Annotated in this window: 28 protein-coding genes and 1 pseudogene; 27 read left to right on the top strand and 2 right to left on the bottom strand. The window is 57.3% G+C overall.

Translation table 11 applies throughout. The annotated features are described in order from the left end of the window. The 18 genes and pseudogenes from upp to GX108_00930 all read left to right on the top strand — a co-directional run. The coding region (gene upp / locus GX108_00845; GenBank protein ID NLO55597.1) for a uracil phosphoribosyltransferase at positions 1–234 on the top strand (234 nt) is incomplete at its 5' end. A 33-nt stretch (positions 235–267) separates the two neighbouring features. Continuing rightward, entirely contained in the window at positions 268–1,149 is an 882-nt protein-coding gene (locus GX108_00850; GenBank protein NLO55598.1) for an undecaprenyl/decaprenyl-phosphate alpha-N-acetylglucosaminyl 1-phosphate transferase, read from the top strand. Further along, positions 1,146–2,348, top strand: a complete 1,203-nt coding sequence (gene wecB / locus GX108_00855) for a UDP-N-acetylglucosamine 2-epimerase (non-hydrolyzing) (protein NLO55599.1) — start codon at positions 1,146–1,148, stop codon at positions 2,346–2,348. The genes GX108_00850 and wecB overlap by 4 nt, the downstream gene beginning before the upstream one ends. A 16-nt stretch (positions 2,349–2,364) precedes the next feature. Next, on the top strand, positions 2,365–3,636 hold the full coding sequence (gene murA, locus GX108_00860) for a UDP-N-acetylglucosamine 1-carboxyvinyltransferase (protein ID NLO55600.1): 1,272 nt from the start codon (positions 2,365–2,367) through the stop codon (positions 3,634–3,636). Positions 3,637–3,663: 27 nt separating this feature from the next. After that, a complete protein-coding gene (gene hisC / locus GX108_00865) occupies positions 3,664–4,773 on the top strand; it encodes a histidinol-phosphate transaminase (GenBank protein NLO55601.1) in 1,110 nt (369 codons plus the stop codon). After that, entirely contained in the window at positions 4,766–5,611 is an 846-nt protein-coding gene (locus GX108_00870; GenBank protein NLO55602.1) for a hypothetical protein, read from the top strand. Before hisC ends, GX108_00870 begins: the two co-directional genes overlap by 8 nt. Beyond that, entirely contained in the window at positions 5,608–6,213 is a 606-nt protein-coding gene (locus GX108_00875) for a uracil-DNA glycosylase (protein ID NLO55603.1), read from the top strand. The genes GX108_00870 and GX108_00875 overlap by 4 nt, the downstream gene beginning before the upstream one ends. Further along, positions 6,204–6,908, top strand: coding sequence for a di-trans,poly-cis-decaprenylcistransferase (gene uppS, locus GX108_00880; GenBank protein ID NLO55604.1), 705 nt, complete (start codon positions 6,204–6,206; stop codon positions 6,906–6,908). The genes GX108_00875 and uppS overlap by 10 nt, the downstream gene beginning before the upstream one ends. Next, the gene (locus GX108_00885; GenBank protein ID NLO55605.1) at positions 6,895–7,716 is read left to right on the top strand and encodes a phosphatidate cytidylyltransferase; all 822 of its coding nucleotides are present in this window, start codon (positions 6,895–6,897) and stop codon (positions 7,714–7,716) included. The genes uppS and GX108_00885 overlap by 14 nt, the downstream gene beginning before the upstream one ends. A 2-nt stretch (positions 7,717–7,718) precedes the next feature. Further along, entirely contained in the window at positions 7,719–8,861 is a 1,143-nt protein-coding gene (locus tag GX108_00890; protein NLO55606.1) for a 1-deoxy-D-xylulose-5-phosphate reductoisomerase, read from the top strand. 33 nt (positions 8,862–8,894) lie between these two features. Further along, positions 8,895–9,938 (top strand): site-2 protease family protein, encoded by a 1,044-nt coding sequence (locus tag GX108_00895; GenBank protein ID NLO55607.1) that lies wholly within the window; start codon positions 8,895–8,897, stop codon positions 9,936–9,938. A gap of 26 nt (positions 9,939–9,964) precedes the next feature. Beyond that, positions 9,965–11,041 (top strand): (E)-4-hydroxy-3-methylbut-2-enyl-diphosphate synthase, encoded by a 1,077-nt coding sequence (gene ispG / locus GX108_00900; protein ID NLO55608.1) that lies wholly within the window; start codon positions 9,965–9,967, stop codon positions 11,039–11,041. A gap of 71 nt (positions 11,042–11,112) precedes the next feature. After that, positions 11,113–11,583, top strand: coding sequence for an arginine decarboxylase, pyruvoyl-dependent (locus GX108_00905; GenBank protein ID NLO55609.1), 471 nt, complete (start codon positions 11,113–11,115; stop codon positions 11,581–11,583). A gap of 15 nt (positions 11,584–11,598) precedes the next feature. After that, on the top strand, positions 11,599–12,447 hold the full coding sequence (speE, locus tag GX108_00910) for a polyamine aminopropyltransferase (protein ID NLO55610.1): 849 nt from the start codon (positions 11,599–11,601) through the stop codon (positions 12,445–12,447). Between the two features lie 41 nt (positions 12,448–12,488). Further along, positions 12,489–13,304 (top strand): agmatinase, encoded by an 816-nt coding sequence (gene speB / locus GX108_00915; GenBank protein ID NLO55611.1) that lies wholly within the window; start codon positions 12,489–12,491, stop codon positions 13,302–13,304. A 248-nt stretch (positions 13,305–13,552) separates the two neighbouring features. Then, positions 13,553–14,725: an arginine deiminase gene (locus GX108_00920; protein ID NLO55612.1), complete on the top strand. Its 1,173-nt coding sequence runs from the start codon at positions 13,553–13,555 to the stop codon at positions 14,723–14,725. A gap of 45 nt (positions 14,726–14,770) precedes the next feature. Beyond that, positions 14,771–15,717: pseudogene (gene argF, locus GX108_00925) on the top strand (ornithine carbamoyltransferase). A gap of 61 nt (positions 15,718–15,778) precedes the next feature. Then, positions 15,779–15,940 (top strand): hydrogenase expression protein HypA/HybF, encoded by a 162-nt coding sequence (locus tag GX108_00930; GenBank protein ID NLO55613.1) that lies wholly within the window; start codon positions 15,779–15,781, stop codon positions 15,938–15,940. 57 nt (positions 15,941–15,997) lie between these two features. Here the strand turns inward: GX108_00930 and nikR are convergent, their stop codons facing one another. Then, a complete protein-coding gene (gene nikR, locus GX108_00935; GenBank protein NLO55614.1) occupies positions 15,998–16,408 on the bottom strand; it encodes a nickel-responsive transcriptional regulator NikR in 411 nt (136 codons plus the stop codon). Between the two features lie 34 nt (positions 16,409–16,442). Between nikR and GX108_00940 the strand changes: the two genes are divergently transcribed. The 8 genes from GX108_00940 to queA all read left to right on the top strand — a co-directional run bounded on the left by GX108_00940 (position 16,443) and on the right by queA (position 23,553). Continuing rightward, complete coding sequence (locus GX108_00940) at positions 16,443–17,258, top strand: carbon-nitrogen family hydrolase (protein NLO55615.1); 816 nt, start codon at positions 16,443–16,445, stop codon at positions 17,256–17,258. Between the two features lie 66 nt (positions 17,259–17,324). Next, positions 17,325–18,071 carry an NAD(+) synthase gene (gene nadE, locus GX108_00945; GenBank protein NLO55616.1) on the top strand — a complete coding sequence of 249 codons (747 nt, stop codon included), beginning with the start codon at positions 17,325–17,327 and terminating at the stop codon, positions 18,069–18,071. A gap of 21 nt (positions 18,072–18,092) precedes the next feature. Further along, entirely contained in the window at positions 18,093–18,845 is a 753-nt protein-coding gene (locus GX108_00950) for a YebC/PmpR family DNA-binding transcriptional regulator (protein ID NLO55617.1), read from the top strand. 5 nt (positions 18,846–18,850) lie between these two features. Then, complete coding sequence (gene ruvC / locus GX108_00955) at positions 18,851–19,354, top strand: crossover junction endodeoxyribonuclease RuvC (GenBank protein NLO55618.1); 504 nt, start codon at positions 18,851–18,853, stop codon at positions 19,352–19,354. Beyond that, the gene (ruvA, locus tag GX108_00960) at positions 19,351–19,953 is read left to right on the top strand and encodes a Holliday junction branch migration protein RuvA (GenBank protein NLO55619.1); all 603 of its coding nucleotides are present in this window, start codon (positions 19,351–19,353) and stop codon (positions 19,951–19,953) included. The genes ruvC and ruvA overlap by 4 nt, the downstream gene beginning before the upstream one ends. Before the next feature lie 30 nt (positions 19,954–19,983). Further along, positions 19,984–21,030 carry a Holliday junction branch migration DNA helicase RuvB gene (ruvB, locus tag GX108_00965; GenBank protein NLO55620.1) on the top strand — a complete coding sequence of 349 codons (1,047 nt, stop codon included), beginning with the start codon at positions 19,984–19,986 and terminating at the stop codon, positions 21,028–21,030. Between the two features lie 14 nt (positions 21,031–21,044). Then, positions 21,045–22,454 (top strand): SpoIID/LytB domain-containing protein, encoded by a 1,410-nt coding sequence (locus GX108_00970; protein ID NLO55621.1) that lies wholly within the window; start codon positions 21,045–21,047, stop codon positions 22,452–22,454. Between the two features lies 1 nt (position 22,455). Beyond that, the gene (gene queA, locus GX108_00975; protein ID NLO55622.1) at positions 22,456–23,553 is read left to right on the top strand and encodes a tRNA preQ1(34) S-adenosylmethionine ribosyltransferase-isomerase QueA; all 1,098 of its coding nucleotides are present in this window, start codon (positions 22,456–22,458) and stop codon (positions 23,551–23,553) included. Positions 23,554–23,576: 23 nt separating this feature from the next. Here the strand turns inward: queA and GX108_00980 are convergent, their stop codons facing one another. Next, complete coding sequence (locus GX108_00980) at positions 23,577–24,005, bottom strand: HTH domain-containing protein (GenBank protein NLO55623.1); 429 nt, start codon at positions 24,003–24,005, stop codon at positions 23,577–23,579. Between the two features lie 150 nt (positions 24,006–24,155). Between GX108_00980 and GX108_00985 the strand changes: the two genes are divergently transcribed. After that, the coding region (locus GX108_00985) for a hypothetical protein (GenBank protein ID NLO55624.1) at positions 24,156–24,324 on the top strand (169 nt) is incomplete at its 3' end.

A 24,324-nucleotide genomic window follows, 5' to 3' on the forward strand; every position in this document is an offset into this window, starting at 1 on the left:
ATGCTCGCCACCGGGGGTTCCGCCGTTGCCGCGATCGACCTGGTCAAGAAAAAGGGGGGAACGAAGATATCCCTTCTCAGCCTTATCGCGGCGCCCGAGGGCGTCGCAAAGGTTCACGACAGGCACCCCGATGTGGTAATATTCGCCGCTGCCCTTGACAGCCATCTCGATGATCATGGCTATATCGTTCCGGGCCTGGGTGATGCGGGCGACCGCCTTTTCGGGACCCGGTAGCCCACCCCATACAGGGTAGGGAGGAAATCTCGATTGTGGGAAAAACCGTTCTTTTTCCTGGTCTTTCTGATCTGGTCCCTGGCGGCGACACCCCTTTCGATCTTCTTGTCGCGGCAGTACAGGATCGTCGATGAGCCGGGCGGAAGGAAAAGGCACCCCGCGACCACGCCAAGAGGCGCCGGGGTAGTCATTTGGGTGGGTTACCTGTTTTTTGCCATCCTACTTTCCGACCCTGGCGGCGATGTCGGGCTTATCGCCACCGGCGCGACAGCGGTGTTCCTTTTCGGTTACATGGATGATATGCACCCCCTCCCCCCATCGTGGAAGCTGGCGGTCCACCTCGCGGCGGCGGTGGCGGTAGCTTGGGGCATTCCCGTCCAGCCCGCCGTGAAGGCAGCCCTCGTACTCTGGATAAGCGGAACTACCAGCGCCTATAACCTGGTGGACGGCATCAACGGCCTTTCCCTCGCGGTTTTTTCGCTGACGGCTTTGACGGGTCTCTATCTCACCGGGGAGTTGTGGTGGTCCGTCGCACTTGGACTTTCCCTGGGCGTCTTGCCCTGGAATTATCCCTTCGCCAAGACCTTCCTGGGGGATGGAGGAAGCACCTTGCTTGGTTTCCTCTGCGTCTCCCAGTTCTCGAGGGGTCTTCCCCTCCTTCTCGAAGGGAAGGGGATCTTACCTTGGCTTTTGGCCATGCTCCTGGTCGGGGGAATGCCGGTGGCGGATACGCTTTTCTCCCTGGTCCGAAGGGCGATAAGGGGGACATCACCTTTCCAGCCGGACCGGGGACATTTTCATCACCTGCTGGTCGACAAGGGCCTGTCCCTTTCTGCAGTTCTGGTCATCCTGGTTTCTCTTCATGCCCTTTCCCTCTGGATGGCTGTCATCCTCCTGGGACGGAGGATGACATGAAAAGGGAGCGAAGGCCGGTGCCTGTAAAGGGAGTCGTCTGTTGCGTCATCGGCACCCGACCGGAAGCGATCAAGATGGCCCCGGTGATTCTGAAGCTCAAGGAGAGCGCTCTTCTTGAGCCTTACGTCCTCGCGACGGGTCAGCATACCTCGATGATGAGACAACCGCTCGATTTCTTCGGCATCGAGCCCGACAAGGACCTGGCCCTGATGAAGGAGAACCAGAGCCTGGATTACCTTACGTCAAGGGTGCTCGAAGAGGTCGGTGAGGTTCTCGAGGAAATCAAGCCTTTTTTCGTCCTCGTCCATGGCGATACCACCACGACGATGGCGGCTTCCTTGGCTGCTTTCTACCGGCGGTTCCGGATAGGCCATGTCGAGGCGGGCCTGAGGAGCGGTAATGTGAACCTGCCCTTCCCGGAGGAATTGAACCGGATCATTTCAGACCGCGTGGCGGGTTGGTGGTTCGCTCCGACGGAAGGGGCGAGGGAAAACCTCCTCCGTGAAGGATGCGACCCCTCGAAGGTGATAAGGACGGGAAACACCGTTATCGATGCCTTGCTCCTCGCCGCGGACAAGGTAACCTCGCCATCGGTCGATGCGCTTTCGTCCATACCTCCCTCGGCGCCGGTAATGCTCCTTACGGCTCACAGGAGGGAGTCCTGGGGCGAGCCCCTCGAGGGGATCTGTTCCGCGGTAGCCAGGTTGATGGAGGAGAATCCGGACCTATGGGCGATAGTCCCCATGCACCGCAACCCGGAGGTCAGGCGGGTCTTCCGTGAAATGCTTTCGGAAGAGAAGAGAGTCATTCTGTGCGAGCCCTTGGATTACCCCGATTTTATCTGGTCGATGAAAAGGAGCGATCTCATCCTTACGGACAGCGGTGGAATCCAGGAGGAAACAACCGTCTTGGGAGTCCCCACGCTGGTCATGAGGGAGTTGACCGAACGCCCCGAGGCCGTGGAGTTCGGTACTTCCCTTCTCGTCGGGACGGAGCCAGGAAGGATCCTGGATGCGGCTAGAAGGACACTGGATGGGAGTCGGGAAGATTTTCCCCACGACCCCGCCAAGAGAGAGCTTCCCTTCGGCTCCGGGAAGGCCTCGGAGAAGATAGTCCAATCGATGGAGGAGCTTTTCTTACAAGAAACCAGGCACGATATACCCGGTGGGCAGCCTGATACAATAGACCTTGAGGGGTGATCATTTGAACTACAAAATGTTGATTCACGGAGGCAAACCCCTGGAAGGGTCCATCGCCGTACAGGGGGCCAAAAACGCCGCTCTCCCAGTGATAGCGTCCTCTCTGCTTCTGAGGGATAAAACTCTCAGATTGAGGAGAGTTCCGAAACTGCAGGATATTTTCACCATGGCGGACCTCCTGAGGCACTTGGGCGCGAATGTGCATTTTCAGGATAACGAGATGAGTATTTTTGTCCCGGACGAACTCAACTGGGAAACGCCAAAATCCCTGGTCCGGAAGATGAGAGCCTCTTCACTTGTCCTGGGGCCCCTCCTTGCCCGGACGAAAAGGGCAATACTTCCTCTTCCCGGCGGCTGCGCCATAGGCAGCAGGCCCATCGACCTTCACCTCAAGGGGCTCGCAAGGCTCGGGGCCAATATCGACCTCGTCCATGGGGCGGTGCATGCCAGCGCCAACGCGTTGAAGGGCTCAAAGATATACCTGGACTTTCCCTCCGTGGGCGCCACGGAGAATCTCCTCATGGCAGCGGTTTACGCCGAGGGGGAGACGGTGATTGAAAATGCCGCCCGTGAACCGGAGATCAGGAACCTGATCGAGACGCTGAACCTCATGGGCTGTTCGATTGATGGAGCCGGTACCGGCACCCTCCATATCCTGGGCACCGGCGACCTGGAGGGAGGCGAGATAGAAATAATCCCCGACAGGATTGAGGCCAGCACCTACCTGATAGCCGGTGCGGCCACGAGGGGCGATGTCACGGTCTCGCGGGTCATACCGGAACACCTCGATGCTATTACGGCCAAACTCGAGGAAGCAGGAGTCGGCATCGAAACGGGGGAGGACCATGTCAGGGCCTTCCAGGGGGAATCTACAAAGTGCGTAACCCTTAAAACACTTCCCTATCCTGGTTTTCCCACCGATGTCCAGCCCCAGTTCACCGCCCTCATGGCCATCGCTGAGGGCACGAGCATCATCCAGGAAGCAGTATTTGAATCCCGTTTTCTCCATGTGAGTGAACTGAAGAGGATGGGCGCCAATATAGAACTCCAGGGGAACACCGCCGTGGTCTCCGGCGTCCAGTCCCTGAACGGCGCCGATGTGAGGGCCACGGACCTGAGAGCCGGTGCGGCTCTCGTGATCGCCGGGCTTTCAACGCCGGATGAGACATCCCTCTTCGGACTCGGCCATATCTGGCGGGGTTACGAAAGGATGGACGAAAAGATCAGGAGCCTCGGGGGCCAAGTCAAGATCGTCGTCTCCGAGGAAAACGGCGACCTCAAATGGTGACCGACACAAAAAAGCGAGGTATGAGAATTGGCATGGCTTAAAAATCTGATCAGGAACGACCTTTCCAGTGTAGGAAAGTATCGTTACGGTAAACCTGCCGGCGAACTGCAGAGGGAACTGGGGCTCGAGAAGGTGGTCCGGCTGTGCTCCAACGAAAATCCCTGGCCACTTCCCGATTCGGTCGAAAGAGCGATCCAGACAAGCCTGGAGAACGTAAACCGCTATCCCGACCCCCAATCGTACAGGCTCCGACGTCTCCTGGCCCGGAAGTGGGGAGTGTCGGTGGGAGAGATCATCATCGGTGCAGGCACCGAGGGCATCCTTCATACTCTCTTTCATTCGATAATTGGACCCGGCGACGGAATAGTCTGCCCCGTGCCGACCTATCCGCTCTACCGGGTAGCGGCGATAGCCTCGGGCGCAACCTTCGTGGAGGTCCCTCCCCGCGAGGAAGGTACCTGGGAGATAGAGGACATTATCGGAGCCTGTGCGGGGCGCGCAAAGGCCGTGGTCCTGTCCAACCCCAACAACCCACTGGGGACGATCGTGGATCGGGAAAGGATGATCAACCTCGCCCATGAACTTGACTCCCGGCAGATCCTGCTGATCGTTGACGAGGCTTACGCCGAGTACGTGGAGAATCCCGGTTACCTGTCGGGGATTGAATTGTTCAGGGATATCGGCAGGGTAGTGATAACGAGGACCTTCTCGAAGATATATGGGCTGGCTTCCCTCCGCGTGGGATACGCTATCGCTCCCAAGACCGTGGCCGACGCCTACGACAAGATCCACCCCGTCTTCGAAGTGAGCAGGGTAGGCCAGTACGCGGCCCATGCGGCCCTGCTCGAGGCCGAATTCATAAATGACGTCAGGCTGAAGACCCTGTCCGAGAGGAATAGGCTCACCAGAAGCCTGTCCGAGATCGGGGTTCACGCCGAGCCCACCAGGGCGAACTTTATCCTGGTCAGGCACAAGAAGAGCGATGAGGTCTACGAGGGCCTCCTGCGTGAAGGGGTGATCGTGAGGAAGACCAGCGACCTCGGCCTGGAGGGATTTCTCAGGGTTACCGTTGGGTTGCCCGGGGAGAACGACTACTTCCTGTCATCGTTGAAAAAGGTGCTGGCGAAACTTGGTTAAGGGAACCGAAAAGATCATCCTCAATGAGGTCAGGGTCTTTGCCTTCGTCGGCCCCGCCGGGACGGGGAAGAGCCAGAGAGCCCAATTGGTGGCCCAGGATTTAGGTGTGGATTTTATCATCGATGATGGACTCTTGATTCGAAAGGGGCAGATCGTCCGGGGGAAAAGCGCCAAGACCGAAAAAAACCAGGTCCGGGCTATAAGAAGAGCCCTTTTCGAGTACTTGGATCACAGAAAGGCCGTGGTGGAATACCTTTTCCACTCTCAACCCTGTTCAGTGATGTTGATCGCCACCTCGTCGGGGATGGTGTCCCGGATCTTGGCCAACTTGGGCCTGCCCGATCCGGAGAGGATCATAAGGATCGAGGATGTTTCCTCCCCCCAGGAAATATCCCGTGCGAAAAAGGAAAGGTCCTTCAAGGGACAACACGTTATTCCCGTTTCGCATATCCAGGTGCGGAGACACTTCGCGGGAAAACTGGTGGGAAGGCTGAAGGTCCTTTTCGATAACTCCGACCACATGGAGGGAGAGAAGACCATCGTCCGCCCCCCTTTCAAGTTCTTCGGCAAGGTCAGCATAGACCCGGAGGCCATAAACCAGATGGCCCGCTTCATCGCCGAAAGGACCGCCCAAGTTTCTTTCGTGGAGTCGGTGCAGACCAAGCCTACCAACGGGGGAATTACTATCCAGATGGAGCTGGTTTTCAGCCCTGGGCAGAGGTCGATGGTCCTTTTGGGAAAAAACCTCCGCGACAGGACCTCCCGGGCCGTCTCGGGCATTACGGGGCTGGACGTTTACCGTGTGGACATCTTCTTTGTGGGGGTTGATATCCAATGAGATCGAAGGGCGGGGTCACCCGTGACAACAGGTCCGAGGCCTGGGAGAGACTTATCTCTGCCGCCAAACAGTGCGAAAAGTGCCACCTGGCTTCGGGAAGACAGAATGTCGTATTTGGTGAAGGCGACAGGTCCACCCGCCTGCTTTTCGTTGGCGAGGCTCCTGGGCTCGAGGAGGACCAGCAGGGTATCCCCTTCGTGGGAAGGGCCGGCCAACTACTGACCAGGATCTTCGAGGCCGCCGACATCGATAGGAAGAATATCTTCATAACCAACGTGGTAAAATGCAGACCTCCGGGCAACCGGGTCCCCTCGATCGAGGAAATGCTCGCCTGCGAGGATTTTCTGAAAGCCCAGATCGCCCTGATAAACCCGGCGATCCTCGTCTGCCTCGGGGCGACGCCTACCAAATGGATATTGAAGACGGGCGAAAGCATCTCCAGGGTGCGGGGGAAGTGGTTCGATTGGAAGGGGATAAAGGTGATGCCCATGTTCCATCCCAGTTTTCTTCTGAGAAACCAGTCGAAGAAGAAGGGGGGCCCCAAGGATCTGACGTGGACGGATATACAGGAGGTCAGGGATCGTTGGCTGGAATGCCGGTAGAGGGGAAGGTTGGTATACCTTCCCATGTAGCGATAATAATGGACGGCAACGGCCGTTGGGCCGCGAGGAGAGGCCTCCCGCACCTTGCCGGTCATCGCGAGGGTGTCCGGGCCGTGGAGAGGGTTATAAGCGCAGCTGCGGCCACGCCAGGAGTGGATTTCCTGTCCCTTTTCGCCTTTTCCACGGAAAACTGGAAACGTCCCCAGGCCGAGGTCGAGGGTCTCCTGTCTTTGCTGAAGTCCCATCTCAGGTCTAAGAGGGACGAACTTATCCAAAACAGGATAAGGATGATCTTTTCGGGCAGGATCGATCAACTGGCCGGGGACCTCCAGGAGGAAATATCGCATTTCGCAAAAGCCACCGCCGGGGGGGACCTCCTCACGGTGGTGGCCTGCCTGAATTACGGCGGAAGACAGGAGATCGTCGACGGGATCAACAGGCTGCTGCGGAAGGGTTTTACCGGGGAAATCACGGAAGAATTGATCTCCGCCAACCTCTACAACCCTGATATACCTGATCCGGACCTGGTCGTCAGGACGAGTGGAGAGGTGAGGATAAGCAACTTCTTGCTCTGGGAGTCGGCCTACGCGGAGTTTTTTTTCACCGACACCCTTTGGCCCGATTTCGGCGAAGAGGACTTTCAGAAAGCGCTGGAGCATTATTCCCTTCGGGAGAGAAGATATGGATCGAGGTAAATTTTTCCCAAGGGAGCTGATCGTGCGTTCAGCCAGCGGTCTTGCACTGGGCTTGGCGATCCTTGGAGGCATATACCTTGGGAACCCCTATTGGTTCGTCCTTTGCTTCCTCATCTGCATGGTCTCCCTGGGAGAGTTCTACAGGATGCTCAGCCGAAAAGGGCACGTTTCCAGGGTCGTCGGTTTCGGCGCCGGCGTCTCTTCCCTTTTCGCTGCCGTATACTCCAAAGACCCCGCGGTGCTGTTGCCCCTCCTGGCCGCGTCTACGATACTTGTTCTCTTCGTTGAGGTGGCGAGGAAGCACATACTGGATGAGAGCCACGGGATCACCAGTTCAGGGGGCACAGCGGCCGGGATACTCTACATCGTTCTCCCCTGGTCCTTCTTGGTGGTCCTCAGGGATCATATGTGGGGCACTTACCTCCTGGTGGCGCTCTTTGCCTGCACTTGGTCGTGCGATGTCCTTTCCTTCCTCGTCGGTTCCAGGTGGGGAGAAACGCCCCTTTGTCCCTCCGTCAGCCCGAACAAGACCGTTGAGGGATTCCTCGGAGGCCTGACCGGAAGCCTCCTCTGCGGCGGCTGCCTGGCCTATTATTGGGGTATGGCTCCCTTTTCGATAATTCTCATTGCCCTTTTCTGCGGCACCTTCGGCCAGGTTGGGGACCTGGCCGAGTCCCTCCTCAAAAGGGAGGCTGGCATCAAGGATACGGGAGACCTGATACCGGGCCACGGGGGCATGCTGGACAGGTTCGACAGCATCCTCGTAAACTCGGTCCTGGTGTTTTTCGTCTTCGGGGTGCTCTGGTAACAATGAAGACGAGGAACATCTCCATCATAGGTGCCACGGGTAGCGTCGGCCGATCCGTCCTGGATGTCTGCTCCTTGTTTCCAGGCCTTTTCCGGGTCCAGGCCCTGGCCGCTGACAAAAACGTCAAGGGATTATTTGAATTGGGTAGAAATTTCGAAAGTGATCTACTTGTCCTGGCCGATCGGGAGTCCTCGGAAAGGTTGCGCAGGATGGCAGAGCCGGAATTCACCTGCCTGGGTGGGGAGGAAGCGCTTCTTACCATGATCGAAGAACCCGACTGTGAAGAGGTGGTCTTCGCCTCTTCCGGGACAGGTGCTCTTTCGGCCCTTATTTTGGCTCTCGAAAAGGGGAAAAAAGTCTACCTTGCCAACAAGGAGATAATCGTGGCGGCGGGGGAATGGATCATGCCGATGACCCGGGGTAATCTCATACCCCTGGACAGCGAGCACAACGCCGTCTGGCAGTGCCTCAGGGGCGAAGTGACTTCGTCGGTGAGAAGGATCTATCTCACCGCATCGGGTGGCCCCTTCCTCCATACACCGATGGAGGATCTGCGGGAAGTCTCCTTCGAAAGGGCGAGCCGTCATCCGATCTGGCCCATGGGGAAAAAGATATCGATCGACAGTGCCACCCTCATGAACAAGGGGATCGAAATGATCGAGGCCCACCATCTTTTTGGGCTGTCCATCGATAAGATTAAAGCCCTGGTCCATCCCCAGGCCCTTGTTCACGGCATGGTCGAATTTATCGATGGATCGATCAAGATGCTCTATTCCAGGCCGGATATGAGACTGGCGATCCTGTCCGCTCTCGGGGCGGAGGGGCGCTTGGGCAACCCCGATCCCAACTTGGCCCCGCCGGAGTTGTCGGGCGTTGCCCTGGAGTTCATGGAGCCCGATGAAGGGAAGTTCCCCTGCCTCGCTATTGCCAGGGAAGCCTGCCGACTGGGCGGAGCCTATCCTCCGATCCTCATCGGGGCTGACGAGGGGGCCGTGATGTTGTTCAAGAGGGGTCGGATAGCTTTTACGGAGATAGGCCCGAGGATAGAGAGCGCGCTGACGGCCTATAACGGTGATAGGCCCCGTTCCTGGCAGGATGCCCTTGGACTCGTGGCCTGGGGAAAGGAAAGGGTTTTGCAGGTTTAGACGGATAATTCACGACCCGAAAGGGATGAAATAATGGGTTTGAGCGCGCTGGCTTTTGTGTTAGTGATAGCGATCTGTGTTATATCGCATGAATTTGGCCATCTCCTGGCCGCGAGGTCCTCGGGGGTCCAGGTCCACGAGTTCTCCTTCGGCATGGGGCCGCTCCTCTTCAGTTGGAAGAGGAAGGGCATGATATGGTCCATAAGGGCCGTGCCGGTCGGCGGTTTTGTCCGGCTGGCCGGGATGTCGGAGGAGCAGGAAGAGGAAAAGATCCGGCCCGGCATGTCCTTCGCCGAGAAGTCACCGTGGAAACGCCTGATGATCCTCGGAGGAGGTTCGATTTCGAACATCGTCCTGGCGATCCTTTTCACGGCGTTGCTCCTATGGGGGCACGGCATAATGGACCTTGAGAGCACCCGCATCGGGGAAATTATGGCAGGGTACCCGGCTCAAGAGATGGGCCTCCTGCCAGGGGACGTCATAAAAGAAGTTTCCGGCGTTACCGTGCGGGATTGGGCCACACTGTCATCCACCATAAGGGAAAGAGCCGCCCGGGGCCCCCTGGAGCTGACCTTCGAACGGGATGGCACGATCCATTCGCTCCGTGGCCAAGTGCCCCTGGACCAGGAGTACAAGGTCCCGCTCCTGGGGATAAGACCTTCGATGAAAAGGTACTCCTTCCAGCGGGCTCTTTCGAGCTCCCTGGGGTATATATGGAGTTTCAGCGTCGAGATCGTCAAGGGGATCTGGTCATGGGCGACGGGCCATGGCCAGGTGGAGATCACCGGCCCCGTCGGGATAGCCTCGATGGCGGGGAAAGCGGCCAGGGAGGGTTTTTGGACCTTCCTTGCCTTTCTGTCCATGATCAGTCTCCATCTCGGCATTTTGAATCTCCTGCCCTTCCCGGCCCTCGACGGAGGCAGGATCCTCATCATCATGGGAGAGATCGTTACGGGGAGGAAACTTCCGGAGAGATGGGAGAACCTGGTCCACCTCGCGGGTTTCATTCTCCTGGTACTGCTGCTCATCTTTGTCTCCTGGAAGGACCTCGTAAAGATCCTTCCAGTGGCCAGGTAGGAACCGGAGGGGAGGGCAGTCGAGCGATGGGCAGAAGGTCCGTAATGGTGGGCGACCTCGGGATAGGAAACGGTTTCCCGGTAAGGGTGGAAAGCATGCTCAAGACCCCCCTTCAGGACCTGCGGGGATGCCTTGAGGAAGTCCGGCTCTTGGCGGATGAAGGTTGCGAATTGGCCAGAGTGGCCTTTCCCGGAATGGAACTTTCCGAGGCATTATCCCGGTTGATCGAGGATTCCCCGATTGAAGTCATGGCCGATATCCATTTCGATCATCGCCTCGCCATAAGGGCGATCACCTCCGGATGCCGATCCGTCAGGGTAAATCCGGGAAACATGGGCGGACGCCGAGGGATAAGGGAATTGTGCTCCGCCGTAAAGGACCATGGGGTGGTCGTAAGGATAGGCGCGAACTCCGGGTCCCTTTCGAGATCGCAAATTGAGCAGGCGAGCGGTGATACTGGCCAGGCGCTCTTCGACGCCGTATCTGACCAGGCTGGACTCCTCCTGGACTGGGGCGTCGAGGACATAATCCTCTCCGCGAAATCAACATCCATCAGGGTGACACTGAGGGCCAATTCACTGATGGCATCAGCCTTCGACCAACCCGTCCATATCGGGTTGACCGAGTCAGGACCAGGTCAAAGAGGCATAATAAAAAGCTCTGTCGCGGTGGCCTCGCTGCTCGGGAGCGGGATCGGCGATACGATAAGGGTCAGCCTCACCGGCCCTTCCCGAGAAGAGGTGGTTGTTGGCAAAAGGATCCTCCAATCCATGGACATCAGGCGTTTCGAAGCGGAACTGGTCTCCTGTCCTGGTTGTGGCAGAAGGAGAATCGACGTGGATTCGCTGGTAAGAGTGATAGAGCCCCTCTTGTCGGACCTCAGGGAGGACTTGAAGGTCGCTGTCATGGGGTGCGAGGTGAACGGCCCGGGAGAAGCGGCCGATTCCGATATCGGCATTGCCGGTACGCCTTCAGGGATTGTGATCTTCTCCGGCGGGAGGGTCATCGGTTCGAGCAACTTCGGAGACTTGCCCTCGCGGTTCCTGGAGGTCTGCAGGGAGAGGGGTTTTTTGTCAGGCGACACCGGCGATATCCTTGATTGACACCCCTCCTTCGAGCGATATAATGATATGCGCTTTTTTGGGAATGATAAACGAGAGGAGGTTGTCCTGTCATGTTGCCCGTGCCAGAACTTTTTACGCTTGTCGTGGGTCGTGGTGAGGGGAAAAAGAAACTGACGGCCTTCGATTCAGCCCTTCTTGACGCGGGAGTCGGTAATATGAACCTCCTGCGCGTCAGCAGTGTTCTTCCACCGAGGTGCTCCTTCAGAACGGACCTGAAGATGCCCTTCGGTTCCCTTCTGCCGATCGCTTATGGCTCCATAACCAGCGATGTCCCCGGGGAGACCATCTCCGCCTCGATCGGTGTGGGCATACCCGAGGATCCCGATTCTTTCGGGATGATCTTCGAATTTTCGGGTTTCTGCCCTGGAGCGGATGCAGCAATAAAGGTCGAGGAGATGGTCCGGGAAGCCTTTGAAATGCGTTCCCTCGGCCTCAAGGAGGTCAAGGTCAAGGCGATCGACCATGCCGTGGGAGAATGCGGGACCGTCTTCGCCGGTTGCCCGCTGTTCTTTCCCTTTTAGAAAAGGACCCGGGGGATGGAAAAAAGACACAATGACATCTGGTTCACCGAGTACCAGACGAGGTATTTGAGGTTGGGACTGAGCATTACCAGGGTCCTGGCCAATACCCAGACTCCCTACCAGCATCTCCTCGTAGTGGAAACAGACCAGTACGGAAGGCTGATGGCCCTCGACGGCGCAATACAGGTAACTGAAAAGGACGAGTTCACCTACCATGAGATGCTCGCCCATGTCGTCCTCACGGCCCATCCAAACCCTCAACGCGTCTTGATCGTGGGGGGAGGAGACGGGGGAAGCGCCCGGGAAGCGTTAAAACACCCCTCCGTCGAGGAAGTGATCCTGGTGGATATCGACCAGGAGGTCGTAAACGCCTCGAGGCAATTTTTCCCTTCACTAAGTGCGGGATTTGATGATCCCAGGGTTAGGGTTTTGAATAGGGACGCCCTTGAATATGTCAGGGGAAAGGACGGGGAATTTGATATCGCCATTATCGACAGCACCGACCCCGTCGATTTTGCCGAGGGACTCTTCAGGGAACCTTTTTACAGGGATGTCCACCGGGCGCTCAATGACGAGGGTCTTGTGGCTGCCCAGACCGAGTCGCCCTTCACAGATCCTGACATATTGACAGGGTCCGCTTCGGCAATGAGGCCTGTCTTCCCCATCGTCAAGGTTTACTGGGGCGTGATGCCCACCTACCCGACGGGGATGTGGACCTACCTGGCAGGCTCAAAGATCCATGACCCGGAAGAACCGAGGAGCGTTCTCCCGGCGGGGACCAAGTACTATTCCGGCGGTATCCACAGGGCGGCTTTTGTGCTCCCCCCCTTCGTGGAAGCACTTCTCAGCGAACGGAACGAGTAGCCTTGGAACGGTTCATTGGAAGCCGAAGGTCCCTCAAAGGGGTGTCATGGGTTCTACAGGGCGCCCCCCTCGACGTGACCGTTTCCCGCCTTCACGGGACCTCAACAGGACCCCGTTCCATCAGGAAGGAATCGTGGCATCTGGAAACTTTCAGCGTCGAACTCCTCGAAGACCTTCAAAATGTATCCTTTGCGGATATCGGGGATATCGAACTCGTTCCAGGTGATCTGCCCCGGTCCCTTGATTCGATAAAGGCCGTATCGCTGAACTTTTTCCGCAGGGGACTAAAGGTCGCTACCTTGGGCGGCGAACACCTCGTAACGCTTCCCGTGATGGAGGCGGTTTCGCAGGTCTACCCCGATATCGCCGTTATCCACCTGGATGCGCACGCGGACTTGAGAGACCGCTTCCGGGGAGCGGAGGAAAGCCATGCCACGGTCATGAGACGGGTCGCGGAGAGATGCCTCGCCGACCCCTCCCTCCTTTTTCAGCTCGGAATTAGATCGGCGTCGGCCGAGGAGTACCAGTGGGGCAGGGCCAACACCTCCTTTTACCCCCTCGAACTGGTGCCCCCCCTGGAGAAAATCATATCCACGCTGGGGCAAAGACCGGTCTACCTTTCCCTCGATATCGACATCATCGATCCCGGCGAGGCCCCGGGAACGGGAACCCCGGAACCTTGCGGTTTTTCGGCGCGGGAGGTCCTTCATGCTCTTTCTCTCATGAAAGACCTTCGCGTGATCGGTTTTGATATTGTCGAAGTGAGTCCCCCCAATGACCTGAATGGCATCACCTCCGTCCTGGCCGCCGGGTTGATCCGGGAGTGCCTGATTTTGTGGGGAAGAGAAAATTTTTGAGGATACCGAGGACCCTCTTTTAGATCCCGGAACGTTACCCCCGTTTCGCGTAAATCCGTCCGATTTAGTTAATTGGCTGCGAAAGGTATCGGGAGAACTCGAGTGGAATGGGCCTGTGCCCGGTTTTTGTCGCCGATGGCTTATACTAATCTTCGGAGCAAATTCACAGCGACGGGGAGGGGTCACCCGTGTCCAATGAAGACGGTTCTTTCTGCGTATCGTCGGAGGTCGGCAAACTGAAGAGGGTCATGCTTCACAGGCCTGGGAAGGAACTGGAACGCCTCACCATCGATAACAAGGACGAGCTCCTTTTCGACGATATACTCTGGCTGGAAGAGGCCCAGAAGGAGCATGACGCCTTCGCCGACCTGCTTCGGGACAACGGCGTGGAGGTGGTCTATTTCAGGAATTGTCTCTCCCATGTGCTCGGGGAAGATGCTGTCAGGGATTCACTCCTCGACGAAGTGCTCGCTTTGGAAGCGATCGATATCCCGCTGGTCTCAGCCCTCAAGGGTGTTCTGATGGAAGCGAGCCCCAGCGATCTGGCCGAAATACTCATCGCGGGCCTCACAAAATCGGAAGCCCTGGAGATCCTTCCTCCGTGCAGGAGCCTCGTCCTGAGGGCGATGGGTGACCGGGATTTCCTGATCCATCCGCTTCCAAATCTCTATTTCCAGAGGGATCCCTACTCATTCATCAATTCCGGGGTAATAATCAGCGTCATGTCCTTCGAGGCCCGCAGGAAGGAACCGCTCTACGCCCGTTACATTTTCAGAAATCATCCCTACTTCAAGGGTACCGAATTTCTTTTCGGGGATCACCCCCGTGATACCTACCCTTACCGCATCGAGGGAGGCGATATCCTGGTCCTTTCCGACTCCGTGGTTGCTATCGGAATCAGCCAGAGGACCGCAGCCGGGGCCTTGCAGATCGTCGGCAAGAGGATCGCGGAAAAAGCTGGGGTCAAGACCGTCCTGGCAGTGGATATTCCCAAAAGCCGGGCGGCCATGCATCTTGACACGGTCTTCACCATGGTGGATTATGACGCTTTCACCCTTTACCCGGAAGTAAAGGACTATATAAGAATATGGCAGCTTGAATACTCCCCCGAGGGGGAGATCACATCCGTCATCGAACACCAGAAGCTGGGAGACTGTCTACAAAAAGTGCTGAAACTGGATTCGATCCATTTCATTGAGACCGGGGGAGGAGACCCCGTCGCCGCCGCAAGGGACCAGTGGAACGACGGGACCAACACCTTGGCAATCGCTCCCGGGGTCGTCATCACCTACAGAAGAAATGTCGTATCCAACAGGGTGCTCCAGGCCAACGGGATAAAGGTTTTCGAGATCAAGGGCGCAGAACTCGGCAGGGGCAGGGGGGGACCCCGGTGCATGAGCATGCCCCTGACGCGGGATTAGATCAGGACGAGAGGGCAATCCACAAGACAACAGGAGGAGGATAGCATGCCGACCAACCTCAAAGGAAGAAGCTTTTTGACCCTGAAGGATTTCACCACCGAGGAAATCCAGTAAATGCTTGACCTTTCGGCCGCTCTGAAGGAGAAGAAAAGGGCAGAAATAAGAGGCGACACCCTTGCCGGCAAGAGTATCGCCCTGATCTTCGAGAAACCTTCCACCAGGACCAGGTGCGCCTTTACCGTCGCCTGCGTCGACGAGGGCGGTCACCCGAATTCCTCGGAAAGGACGACATCCAGTTGGGGCACAAGGAATCCGTCAAGGACACCGCCAAGGTGCTGGGGAGAATGTTCGACGGGATACAATTCCGCGGTTTCAAACAGTCCGTCGTGGAAGACCTGGCCCTTTACTCAGGAGTACCCGTCTGGAACGGCCTCACCGACCAGTATCATCCCACCCAGATCCTTGCCGATTTCCTGACGATGCAGGAAAACCTGGGAAAACTAAAAGGGCTGAAGCTGGTCTATGTCGGGGATGGAAGGAACAACATGGCCAATTCCCTGATGATCGGATCGGCCAAGATGGGGATCCACTTCGCTATCGCCGCGCCGGGGGACCTCTTCCCGGAAAAAGACCTCGTGGAGGAATGCCGGGCGGTCGCTTCCGATACAGGGGCCGCGATCGAATTTTTCGAAGACCCGCGAAAGGCCGTCAGTGGGGCCAACGCGATCTATACCGATGGGTGGGCCTCGATGGGGGAAGAGGACAAGCTGGCCGAAAGGGTGGCACTTTTGACGCCCTATCAGGTCAACACCGACCTCCTGAAATCCACGGGGAACGCCGATTGCATCTTCCTTCATTGCCTGCCGGCGGTGAAAGGAAACGAAGTGACGGAAGAGGTCTTCGAATCCAGAAACTCCAAGGTATTCGATGAAGCGGAGAACAGGCTTCATACGATAAAAGCCATAATGGTATCTATGATAGGCAACCTTTAGGCCGAGCCCTTCAGGTTTGCCCTTTCGAGAAGAAAAGAACCACCAGGAGGAAGTGAGAGATATGGCCGAAAGGGCCACCTACCGATGCGCTTCCTGCGGTAAGGAGTTCGAACTCGCCGAGGAGGACCAGGAGCCGCGTTGCCCCGAGTGTCGTGGGCGAACGCTTATAGTGGTCAAGGGCTACCCCAGGAAAAAGAAGGGAAAATGCGCCCCCGCGGGGTGAGGCATCTGACGGTGGCGGTCGTCACCGGCAGATGCTCCTCCCAAAGGTCTATTTGACTTAGGGGATTGTGGTAATAACCGGGTCGGAACTGGAGACGTCCCTTAACCCGCTCAACTGCCTGATGAACTCCTTGACCCTTGATGCCTTGCCATTAAAAACGACGCTTTCAAAACAATGGTGATGATCGGCATGGATATGGGTTGAGCAGATTATTAGGTCTCCGAAATCATGTTGCAGGCTGGTTATCTCCCGGGCCGAATCGCCGGAGTGATGATCGTAGGTGAGAGTGACGGTCCCGAAAACCGTCTTCTCGCCATCCTGCCAGCATGACTCGGAGATAAAACGCCGGATCAGCTCCCTCAAGGCTTCGGACCTGTTCCGGAAACCCCGTGTCTCGACCCAGGAGTCGAATTTCTCAAGCAGGGGCGCGGGAAGAGAGATACTGAACCTTGCCAGTTTGTCCAACATATCACCTCCTAACGAGGATCGAGGGAGAATGGCCTTGAAAGAACTCACGGTCCATATTATCCAATCTGATGTCCTATGGGGCAACCCTTCCGAGAATATCGCCAGGATGAAAAAACGCCTGGAGGAGATACCCGAAGGACCTTCACTGGTGGTCCTCCCGGAGTTGTGGACCTGTTCCTACGATAACCCGAGGCTGAGGGAACATGCCCTGTCCAGTCCTGTTGCGCTGGAAATGATGTGCGAGGCCTGTGCCGACAAGGGGTTCTTCCTCGTCGGTGGGAGCCTGCCCTGGGTCGGTCCTTCCGGTATGTTGTACAACCGGGCCTTTTTCATCGTGGATTCGGGGGAGGTCGTGGGTTCCTACGACAAGGCCCATTTGTTTCCGCTGATGGATGAACCACTGTTTTTTGAAACCGGGAAGACCCCTTTCCTTTTCGACCTCATGGGTGTCCCTACGGCTATAGCCCTATGTTACGACATAAGGTTTCCCGAATTTATCCGGGCGCTGGCCCTGTCGGGAGCCGAACTGATTGTGATCCCCGCTGAATGGCCCTCGGCCAGGATCGATCACTGGGAGATCCTCCTGCGGGCCAGGGCGATCGAAAACCAGATCTTCGTGATAGGCTGCAATCGTTGCGGGGAGGGAGGAGGCCAGGTCTTTGGCGGGCGGTCTGTCGTCTATGGGCCTGACGGCTCCACGGTCGCTCTTTGCCCCGACGAGGGGGAGATGACGGCCACCCTGTCTGTCGAACCATCCCTGGTAGACAGGATCAGAAAAAAACTCCCCTTCACGGGCGGCAGAAATCCGCTTCTATATTCCCCTGTCACCGCCCTGGATCACAAGCCCTGAGGGATGCCTGTGCTAGAATTATTCCTGTGATAACCTTCAAAATAGGTACTTTCGGAGCGTGGCCTCATGGAATTTTACCGAGATCCTGCTTTCCTCGTGAATACCATCTCTTCTTGGTTGAAAGAAAAGATTCTCGAATCCGGAAAATATGGAGGGATCGTCGGGCTGAGTGGCGGCGTCGATTCGGCGGTGGTCGCGGCCCTTCTCAAAAGGACCTGCGGCGACCAGATGCTAGCGGTCATGATGCCCTGTCACAGCATGGAGGAAGACCATCTCGATGCCCTGAAGGTGGCGGAGGCCTTCGATCTTCCCTGGATCAGGGTGGACCTCGGAAAGGCCTACGATGCCCTCCTCGATTCACTCCCCCGAGATGTAGCGGAGGGCGGGGGGATTCACCTTTCCAACATCAAGCCCAGGCTCAGGATGACAACCCTTTATTGCCTGGGTCAAAAAAAGGGTCTACTCGTATGCGGAACGAGCAACAGGGCGGAACTGGCCATGGGCTATTTCACAAAACACGCCGATTCCGGGGTGGATGTTCTGCCCCTGGGCGACCTGCTCAAGGGTGAGGTCAACCAGGTAGCGAAGTTGCTCGGAGTGCCTCCGGATATCATAAAGAAACCTCCCTCAGCTGGACTATGGCCAGGCCAGACCGACGAAGGGGAAATGGGAGTCGGTTATCCCGAGATTGACCGGTACATAGCCAGCGGCAAGGCCTCGCCCGGTAGCCTCGAAGTGATAGAAAGGGCCATCGAGCGATCTTCGCACAAGAGGGCATTCCCGCCGGTATGCCTGATCGAGAAAGCTAGTTGAATGGAACAGGAGTGAAAAATAATGGCGGGCCATTCGAAATGGGCAAATATAAAGTACAGGAAGTCAGCGCAGGACGCAAAGAGGGGAAAGGAGTTCCAGAAGTACATCAAGGCCGTGATGGTGGCCTCCAAGGAGGGCGGCCCCGATCCGGCGATGAATAACCGCCTCAAATCAGCCGTCGAGCGCGCCAGGGCGGCCAACGTTCCCGTTGATACCATCGAGAAGGCAATAAAAAAAGGCGCCGGCGACCTGGAGGGTCTCTCCTACGAAGAGATCACCTATGAAGGATATGGTGTCGGGGGGGTCGCTATCCTCGTCGATACGCTGACCGACAACAAGAACAGGACCGCTTCGGAGATGCGCTTCCTTTTCAGCCGGGCGGGCGGCTCCCTGGGAGAAGTAGGGTGCGTGTCCTGGATCTTTCAGCGCACGGGCGTGATCAGAATCTCCGGAAAAGATCTGGACGAAGAACAGCTCTTGGCGGTTTGCCTCGAAGCGGGGGCGGATGACCTCGAGGACAACGGTGAGGGGTACTCCGTTTACAGCGAACCGGCCAACATGACCGAGGTCAGGGAAGCCCTGGAAGAAGCCGGTTACGTCATAGAAGGTTCAGAGATAGACAACCTGCCGAAAAACACGGTGCCGATACAGGAGAAAGAGGAGGCCGAGAAACTGCTTCGCTTCCTTGAGACCCTGGAAGATCATGACGATGTGCAAAACGTCTACGCCAATTTCGATATCCCCGACGAGATCATGGAAGAGATTGCCGGCTGATCGATATGCGGCGCGTCTGCCTTGGGATAGATCCTGGTTTGGGGAAGCTCGGTTACGGCGTTGTCATTGAAGAAAAAAGCGTCATGAGGGCCGGTGAGTTCGGATGTATCAAGACGGAGCCCGGAACGCCGGTCGAGGCCAGGATCCTGCAGATCCATGAAAAGCTGCGTCCCCTGATCGAAAGAACCGGCCCCGAGCTGTTGTCCGTGGAACGCCTTTTCTTCGGCAGGAATACCACGACCGCGGAGAACGTATTCCAGGTCAGGGGCGTGGTGCTTCTTCTCGCCGCCAGACACGGGATCCCGCTGGTTCAGCCAAAACCATCGGAGGTTAAGCTCGCTGTATGTGGAAATGGCAGGGCGGAAAAGAGTCAGGTCCAAAAAATGGTTTTCCGACTTTTGAGACTGGAGAGCATTCCCTGCCAGGACGATGCCGCCGATGCCCTTGCCATAGCACTCACCGGCTTGGCCTTATCGGATTTCCAGATGAAGACGGAAAGTGGTGATTGAATTTGCTCCACAGCCTTAAAGGCATAATTTCGGTCATAGAGGCCGACGGTATAGGCCTGGATGTGGGTGGTTTGGGGTTTTTTCTCCTCTGCTCCAAGAGCGTCCTGAGGGACGCGGTTTCGGGGCGGACGATGAGAGTCCTCACGTCGCTGCAGATCAGCGAGGCAGGGCCTTTGCTCTTCGGTTTCAGCGACGAGGAGGAAAGGGTCCTTTTTCAACTACTTCTCAAGGTCAGGGGCATCGGGCCGCGGCTGGCGACGGCTATCCTGAGGACCCTCGACCTCAGCGATATAATCAACGCCATAGCCACCGGGAACAGCCACCTGCTGTGCCAGGTCCCCGGCGTGGGGAAGAAGACGTCGGAGAGGCTATGCTTTGAATTAAGGCAGCAGATCGAGCACTCCGGCTTCAAAAGCCTCGTCTCCACGGTCTCTCCCGAGTCGGCCGACACGGTTCAGTTCGTTTACGAAGCCCTCGGATCCCTGGGTTTTGCGCGGAGCGAGGCAAGACCGGCTTTGGCGAAAATCCTCGCGCTGAAAGATCCTGAGAGCCCGGAACAGCTGCTGCGCGACGCCCTGGCCGAATTGAAAAAAAGTTGAGGTGTTTTTTTGAGGGACTTCGTCAATGATATCGACCCCGTTATCAATAGCGGGGGACCAGAGGAAGAGCTTTCGGGTTTCCGGCCCGTGAGGCTCGATGAGTTCATTGGGCAGGGCGAACTCAAGGGAAAACTGGAGATCTACATCCAGGCCGCCCGGAAAAGAGGAGAACCCCTGGACCACTGCCTTTTCTATGGTCCTCCCGGTCTTGGCAAGACGACCCTTGCCGGCATTATCGCCAACGAGATGCAGGGGAGGCTCCGCGTCACTTCAGGTCCCGCCCTTGAGAGAACCGGCGACTTAGCAGCCATTCTTTCCAACCTTCAGCCCAGGGACGTCCTCTTTATCGACGAGATCCACCGCCTCTCGCCTGCGATCGAAGAGGTTCTCTACCCGGGGATGGAGGACTTTTCCCTTGACATTATCGTCGGCAAGGGACCCCTCGCCAGGAATATCAGGCTCCAGATACCGCCCTTCACTCTCATCGGGGCCACGACCCGCCTCGGGCTGCTCACCTCTCCGCTCCGAGCCCGGTTCGGCATAGTCGAACAACTGGAGCTCTACTCGGCGGAGGATATTTCGCAGATCGTAAGCAGGGGTTCCAGGCTGCTCTCGGTGGAGATAGATTCCGATGCCGCCCTGGCGATCGCGAGGAGCGCCAGGGGCACCCCCCGGGTTGCGCTCCGGCTTTTACGAAGAGTCCGAGATGTGGCCGAGGTCAGATGCGCGCCCGGGATAGACGCGGCCCTCGCAAAAACCGCCCTGGAAATGCTAGGTGTCGATTCCGAGGGGATGGACGAGCGGGACAGGAGGTACCTCCGAGCCCTGATCGATCTGTTCGGAGGCGGCCCGGTAGGACTATCCACCCTTTCCGCTGCCCTGAACGAGGAGAGCCAGACCATAGAGGATATATACGAACCCTTTCTTATCCAGAAAGGATACATCGAAAGGACCCCGAGGGGCAGAAGAGCCACGGTCAACGGATTTTCCTGCCTGGGAAGGAGACCTCCCGAGGAGGGAATGAACAACCAGGGCCTCCTGTCGCTGATCGCGGAAGAGGACGGGGAACCCGATTGAAGGAGAAGAAGGCCTTGGAGAAGGAGAGAGTCATCATGCCCTGTACCGGTTCAAGAGTGTTCATCGCTTCCCTTTTCACCGCCCTACTGATCCTGCTTTCGTCGGTTCCCGCCGGGGCTTCTCCAGCTACCCTTTCGGTGGGTCTGTCCATGGGGGACAGGAAAGCAATTTTTTCCGCACCCGGTGGCCAGGTCTCCCTCAAGAGCGCCTCGGGAGGCAAGGCTTCCTTCCGCTCGAGTGTTTCAGTCCAAGCGGTGTCTCCCGGCGTTATTCGTGCAGGCTCAGTGACGCTGAAGCTTCCCGTGAGTATCAGCGGGAACACCCTCCTAAAATGGAACGACAGGCCCTATCGAGGTCATTTCAGGCTGGCTCAGCAGGGTGGAGGCTTCAACGTGGTCAACGTGTTAGGCATCGAGGACTACCTGAAGGGCGTTCTCAAGATGGAAGTGAACCCTGCCTGGCAAATGGAATCCTTGAAAGCCCAGGCGATAATCGCTCGGACCTATGCCCTCCGGAATAAGAACCGGCATGGCAGCAGCGGTTTCGACCTCTGCGCTTTGAGTCATTGCCAGGTTTACAGGGGAGTGAACGCCGAAGACAGGGTTCTCTCAAAAGCGGTAGATCTGACGAAGGGCATCATCCTGAAGTACCAGGGGGCTTATGCCGCCACCTTTTACCACTCGGACAGCGGCGGCCACACGGCCGATGTTTCCTCCGTATGGGGTTCGAGCATACCCTACCTGAAAGGAAAACCGGAACCCTTGAAATACCTGTCGCCTTACTCAAACTGGCAAACTACCATGAGCCTTCTAGAAATACAGAAAATCCTGGCCTCAAAAGGGGTGAACCTGGGGAGCCTCACGGGAATGGCCGTTTCCTCCAGGGACAGCGCGGGACGGGCCGTGAACCTGACGCTGACGGGAACGGGAGGCCGGATCACCATGAAGGCGAGCCAGTTCAGGACCATGATAGGACCCGACAAGATAAGGAGCACCTTCTTCTCTCTCGGGGGGAAGCCTCCAGGCACTCCATCGTCCAAAGCCCCCGCCGGATCCTCGGGATCGGTGGATGAGTTAAGTCCCCCCCTCACCGCCAGGGATGAACAATTACTCATCGCTTTCACCCAAGAGGGAGTTTTCAACACCGAGGAATTAATGGATATGCTTGTCAAGCCTGAAAGAAGGGGATTTTACCTCAGGAAGGCCCTGGAAAAACAGAGTGGGGCAGGAGTGCCTCCCCAGGCATCTCCCCCGCCTGGTGCCTACTTCGGGGGCGACAGGGTTACCTTCTCCGGCCGCGGGTGGGGTCACGGTGTGGGCCTGTCTCAATGGGGCGCCAAAAGCCTCGCCGAAGCCGGTTGGGATTTCAAGAGCATACTGCAACATTATTTCCCCGGGACAAAACTCTCCAGGATGCCCCAATGACATGGAACGGTCACCCCGAAAGGATTCGATCCCGCCCGAAGGGCCTCCCGTCGGGATCAAAAACCCTTACGACGCAAGCCTTTATCATTATGATCTACCTGAATCCCTGATCGCTCAAACCCCGGCCGAACCCAGGGACTCCTCGAGGCTCATGGTGGTGGATCGTACCTCGGGGACAATCCAGCACCGGGTGTTCAGGGAGATCGCGGAACTCCTGGTTCGGAAGGACCTGCTGGTGCTAAACGACACGAGGGTGGTCAAGGCCCGGCTTAGTGCCATAAAGGCAGGAGGAGGGGCACCGATCGAGATTTTCCTGTTGAAACCTCTGGGAGGCAAGAGGTCGGTTCTTTGGGAGACCCTTGTAAGACCTGGAAGGCGAGTCAAGCCGGGACAACGCCTGGTCCTCGACAGGGGCGTGGAGGTCGTCATCGGGGAGAGCGCCGGGCAGGGTTCCAGGATTTGCCGTTTCCCACCGGAGACCGACGTCTGGAACCTGATGGAAGAGTCCGGTGCTATGCCCTTCCCTCCCTATGTTCACAACCCCTTCATCGATGCCGAGAGGTACCAGACAGTCTACGGAACGCGGGAGGGTTCGGTGGCGGCCCCGACAGCGGGCCTCCACTTCACTCCCTCCCTGCTCGAAGGGATCGCTTCAAGGGGGATCAGGACGGCCTGGATAACCCTGGACGTGGGGTTGGGCACCTTCAGACCCGTAAAAGAACAGGATATCAGGCTACACAAGATGCATAGCGAGGAGTGTTTTGTTCCTGGGGAAACAGCTTCGGCCATCAAGGAGACGAGGGATGCGGGTGGCAGGGTCATCGCCGTCGGAACAACGGTGGTGAGAGCCCTCGAGAGCAGGGCGACGCAAGAGGGAAAGGTACGGCCGGGTTCATTCAGCACCGATGCCTTTTACTATCCCGGCTACAGATTCCGGACCATCGATGCCATGATCACTAACTTTCACCTTCCCCGGAGCACATTGCTGATGCTGGTCTGCGCTTTCACCGGGAAGGAGCTGGCCATGAGGGCTTACGATGAAGCCATCGAGAGGCGTTACCGCTTCTTTTCCTTCGGCGATGCCCTGTTCATCCAGTAACCGGAGCCGCGGCGGGAGTTCTTTTACGGCATCCTTTCCTGGAAAAACTCCCTCGCGCCCTCCCGCGGTTCATCCCACAACCACCCCGCCGATATCCTGACGCCGCTACCCGGAGTGACCTGGATCTCGAAGAAGCCCGATTCCTTGATCTCCTTGAGAGCCCTGTAGGCCGTCCTCTCCGAAAGCCCCGAGAGGGCGGCCAGTTCGTTGAAACGGCAATCGACATCGCGGCCATCGCTTCCCAGGAGGGACGATATCAGGAGGATCCTGGCGGCTTGTGACAGGGGCAGGGACAGAACATTGGCCACGGCCCACGAGACCGCCCTTTCGGTAGGTCCCACTCTTGCCGGAGGCGCTTTTGAAGGTAAACCGATACGGTCTACCATGCTCTCGATCTCGGATATCATACCAATTATGGAGGAAAACCCCTCCTGTTGGCTGACCTTTTTCACCAGTCCCTCCTATTATCCCGGGGGGCGGACCGCTTTACCTGTCGGTAGGAGTGTTCTTCCCGAAGGTACGGTGCCCTGATGGAAAAAACTACCTTTAGCTGTCATAATACATGAAAAGAGCCTTTTATAAAACTTTCGGGAGGGATTGCCATGTGGACGATGGGGTTCCTTCTGCCCCATGCGCCGATCCTTGTTCCGGAAGTAGCGGCCAGGTCCGGAGCCCAGGCCGGGAAAACACTTAAGGGTTTGAAATCCCTGGGCGACAGCCTTAAAAAACTTGCCCCCGATTTCCTCCTGGTCCTTGACCCTCACGCCGCTA

The organism is Thermovirga sp. (genome assembly GCA_012523215.1).
GTDB lineage: Bacteria > Synergistota > Synergistia > Synergistales > Thermovirgaceae > 58-81.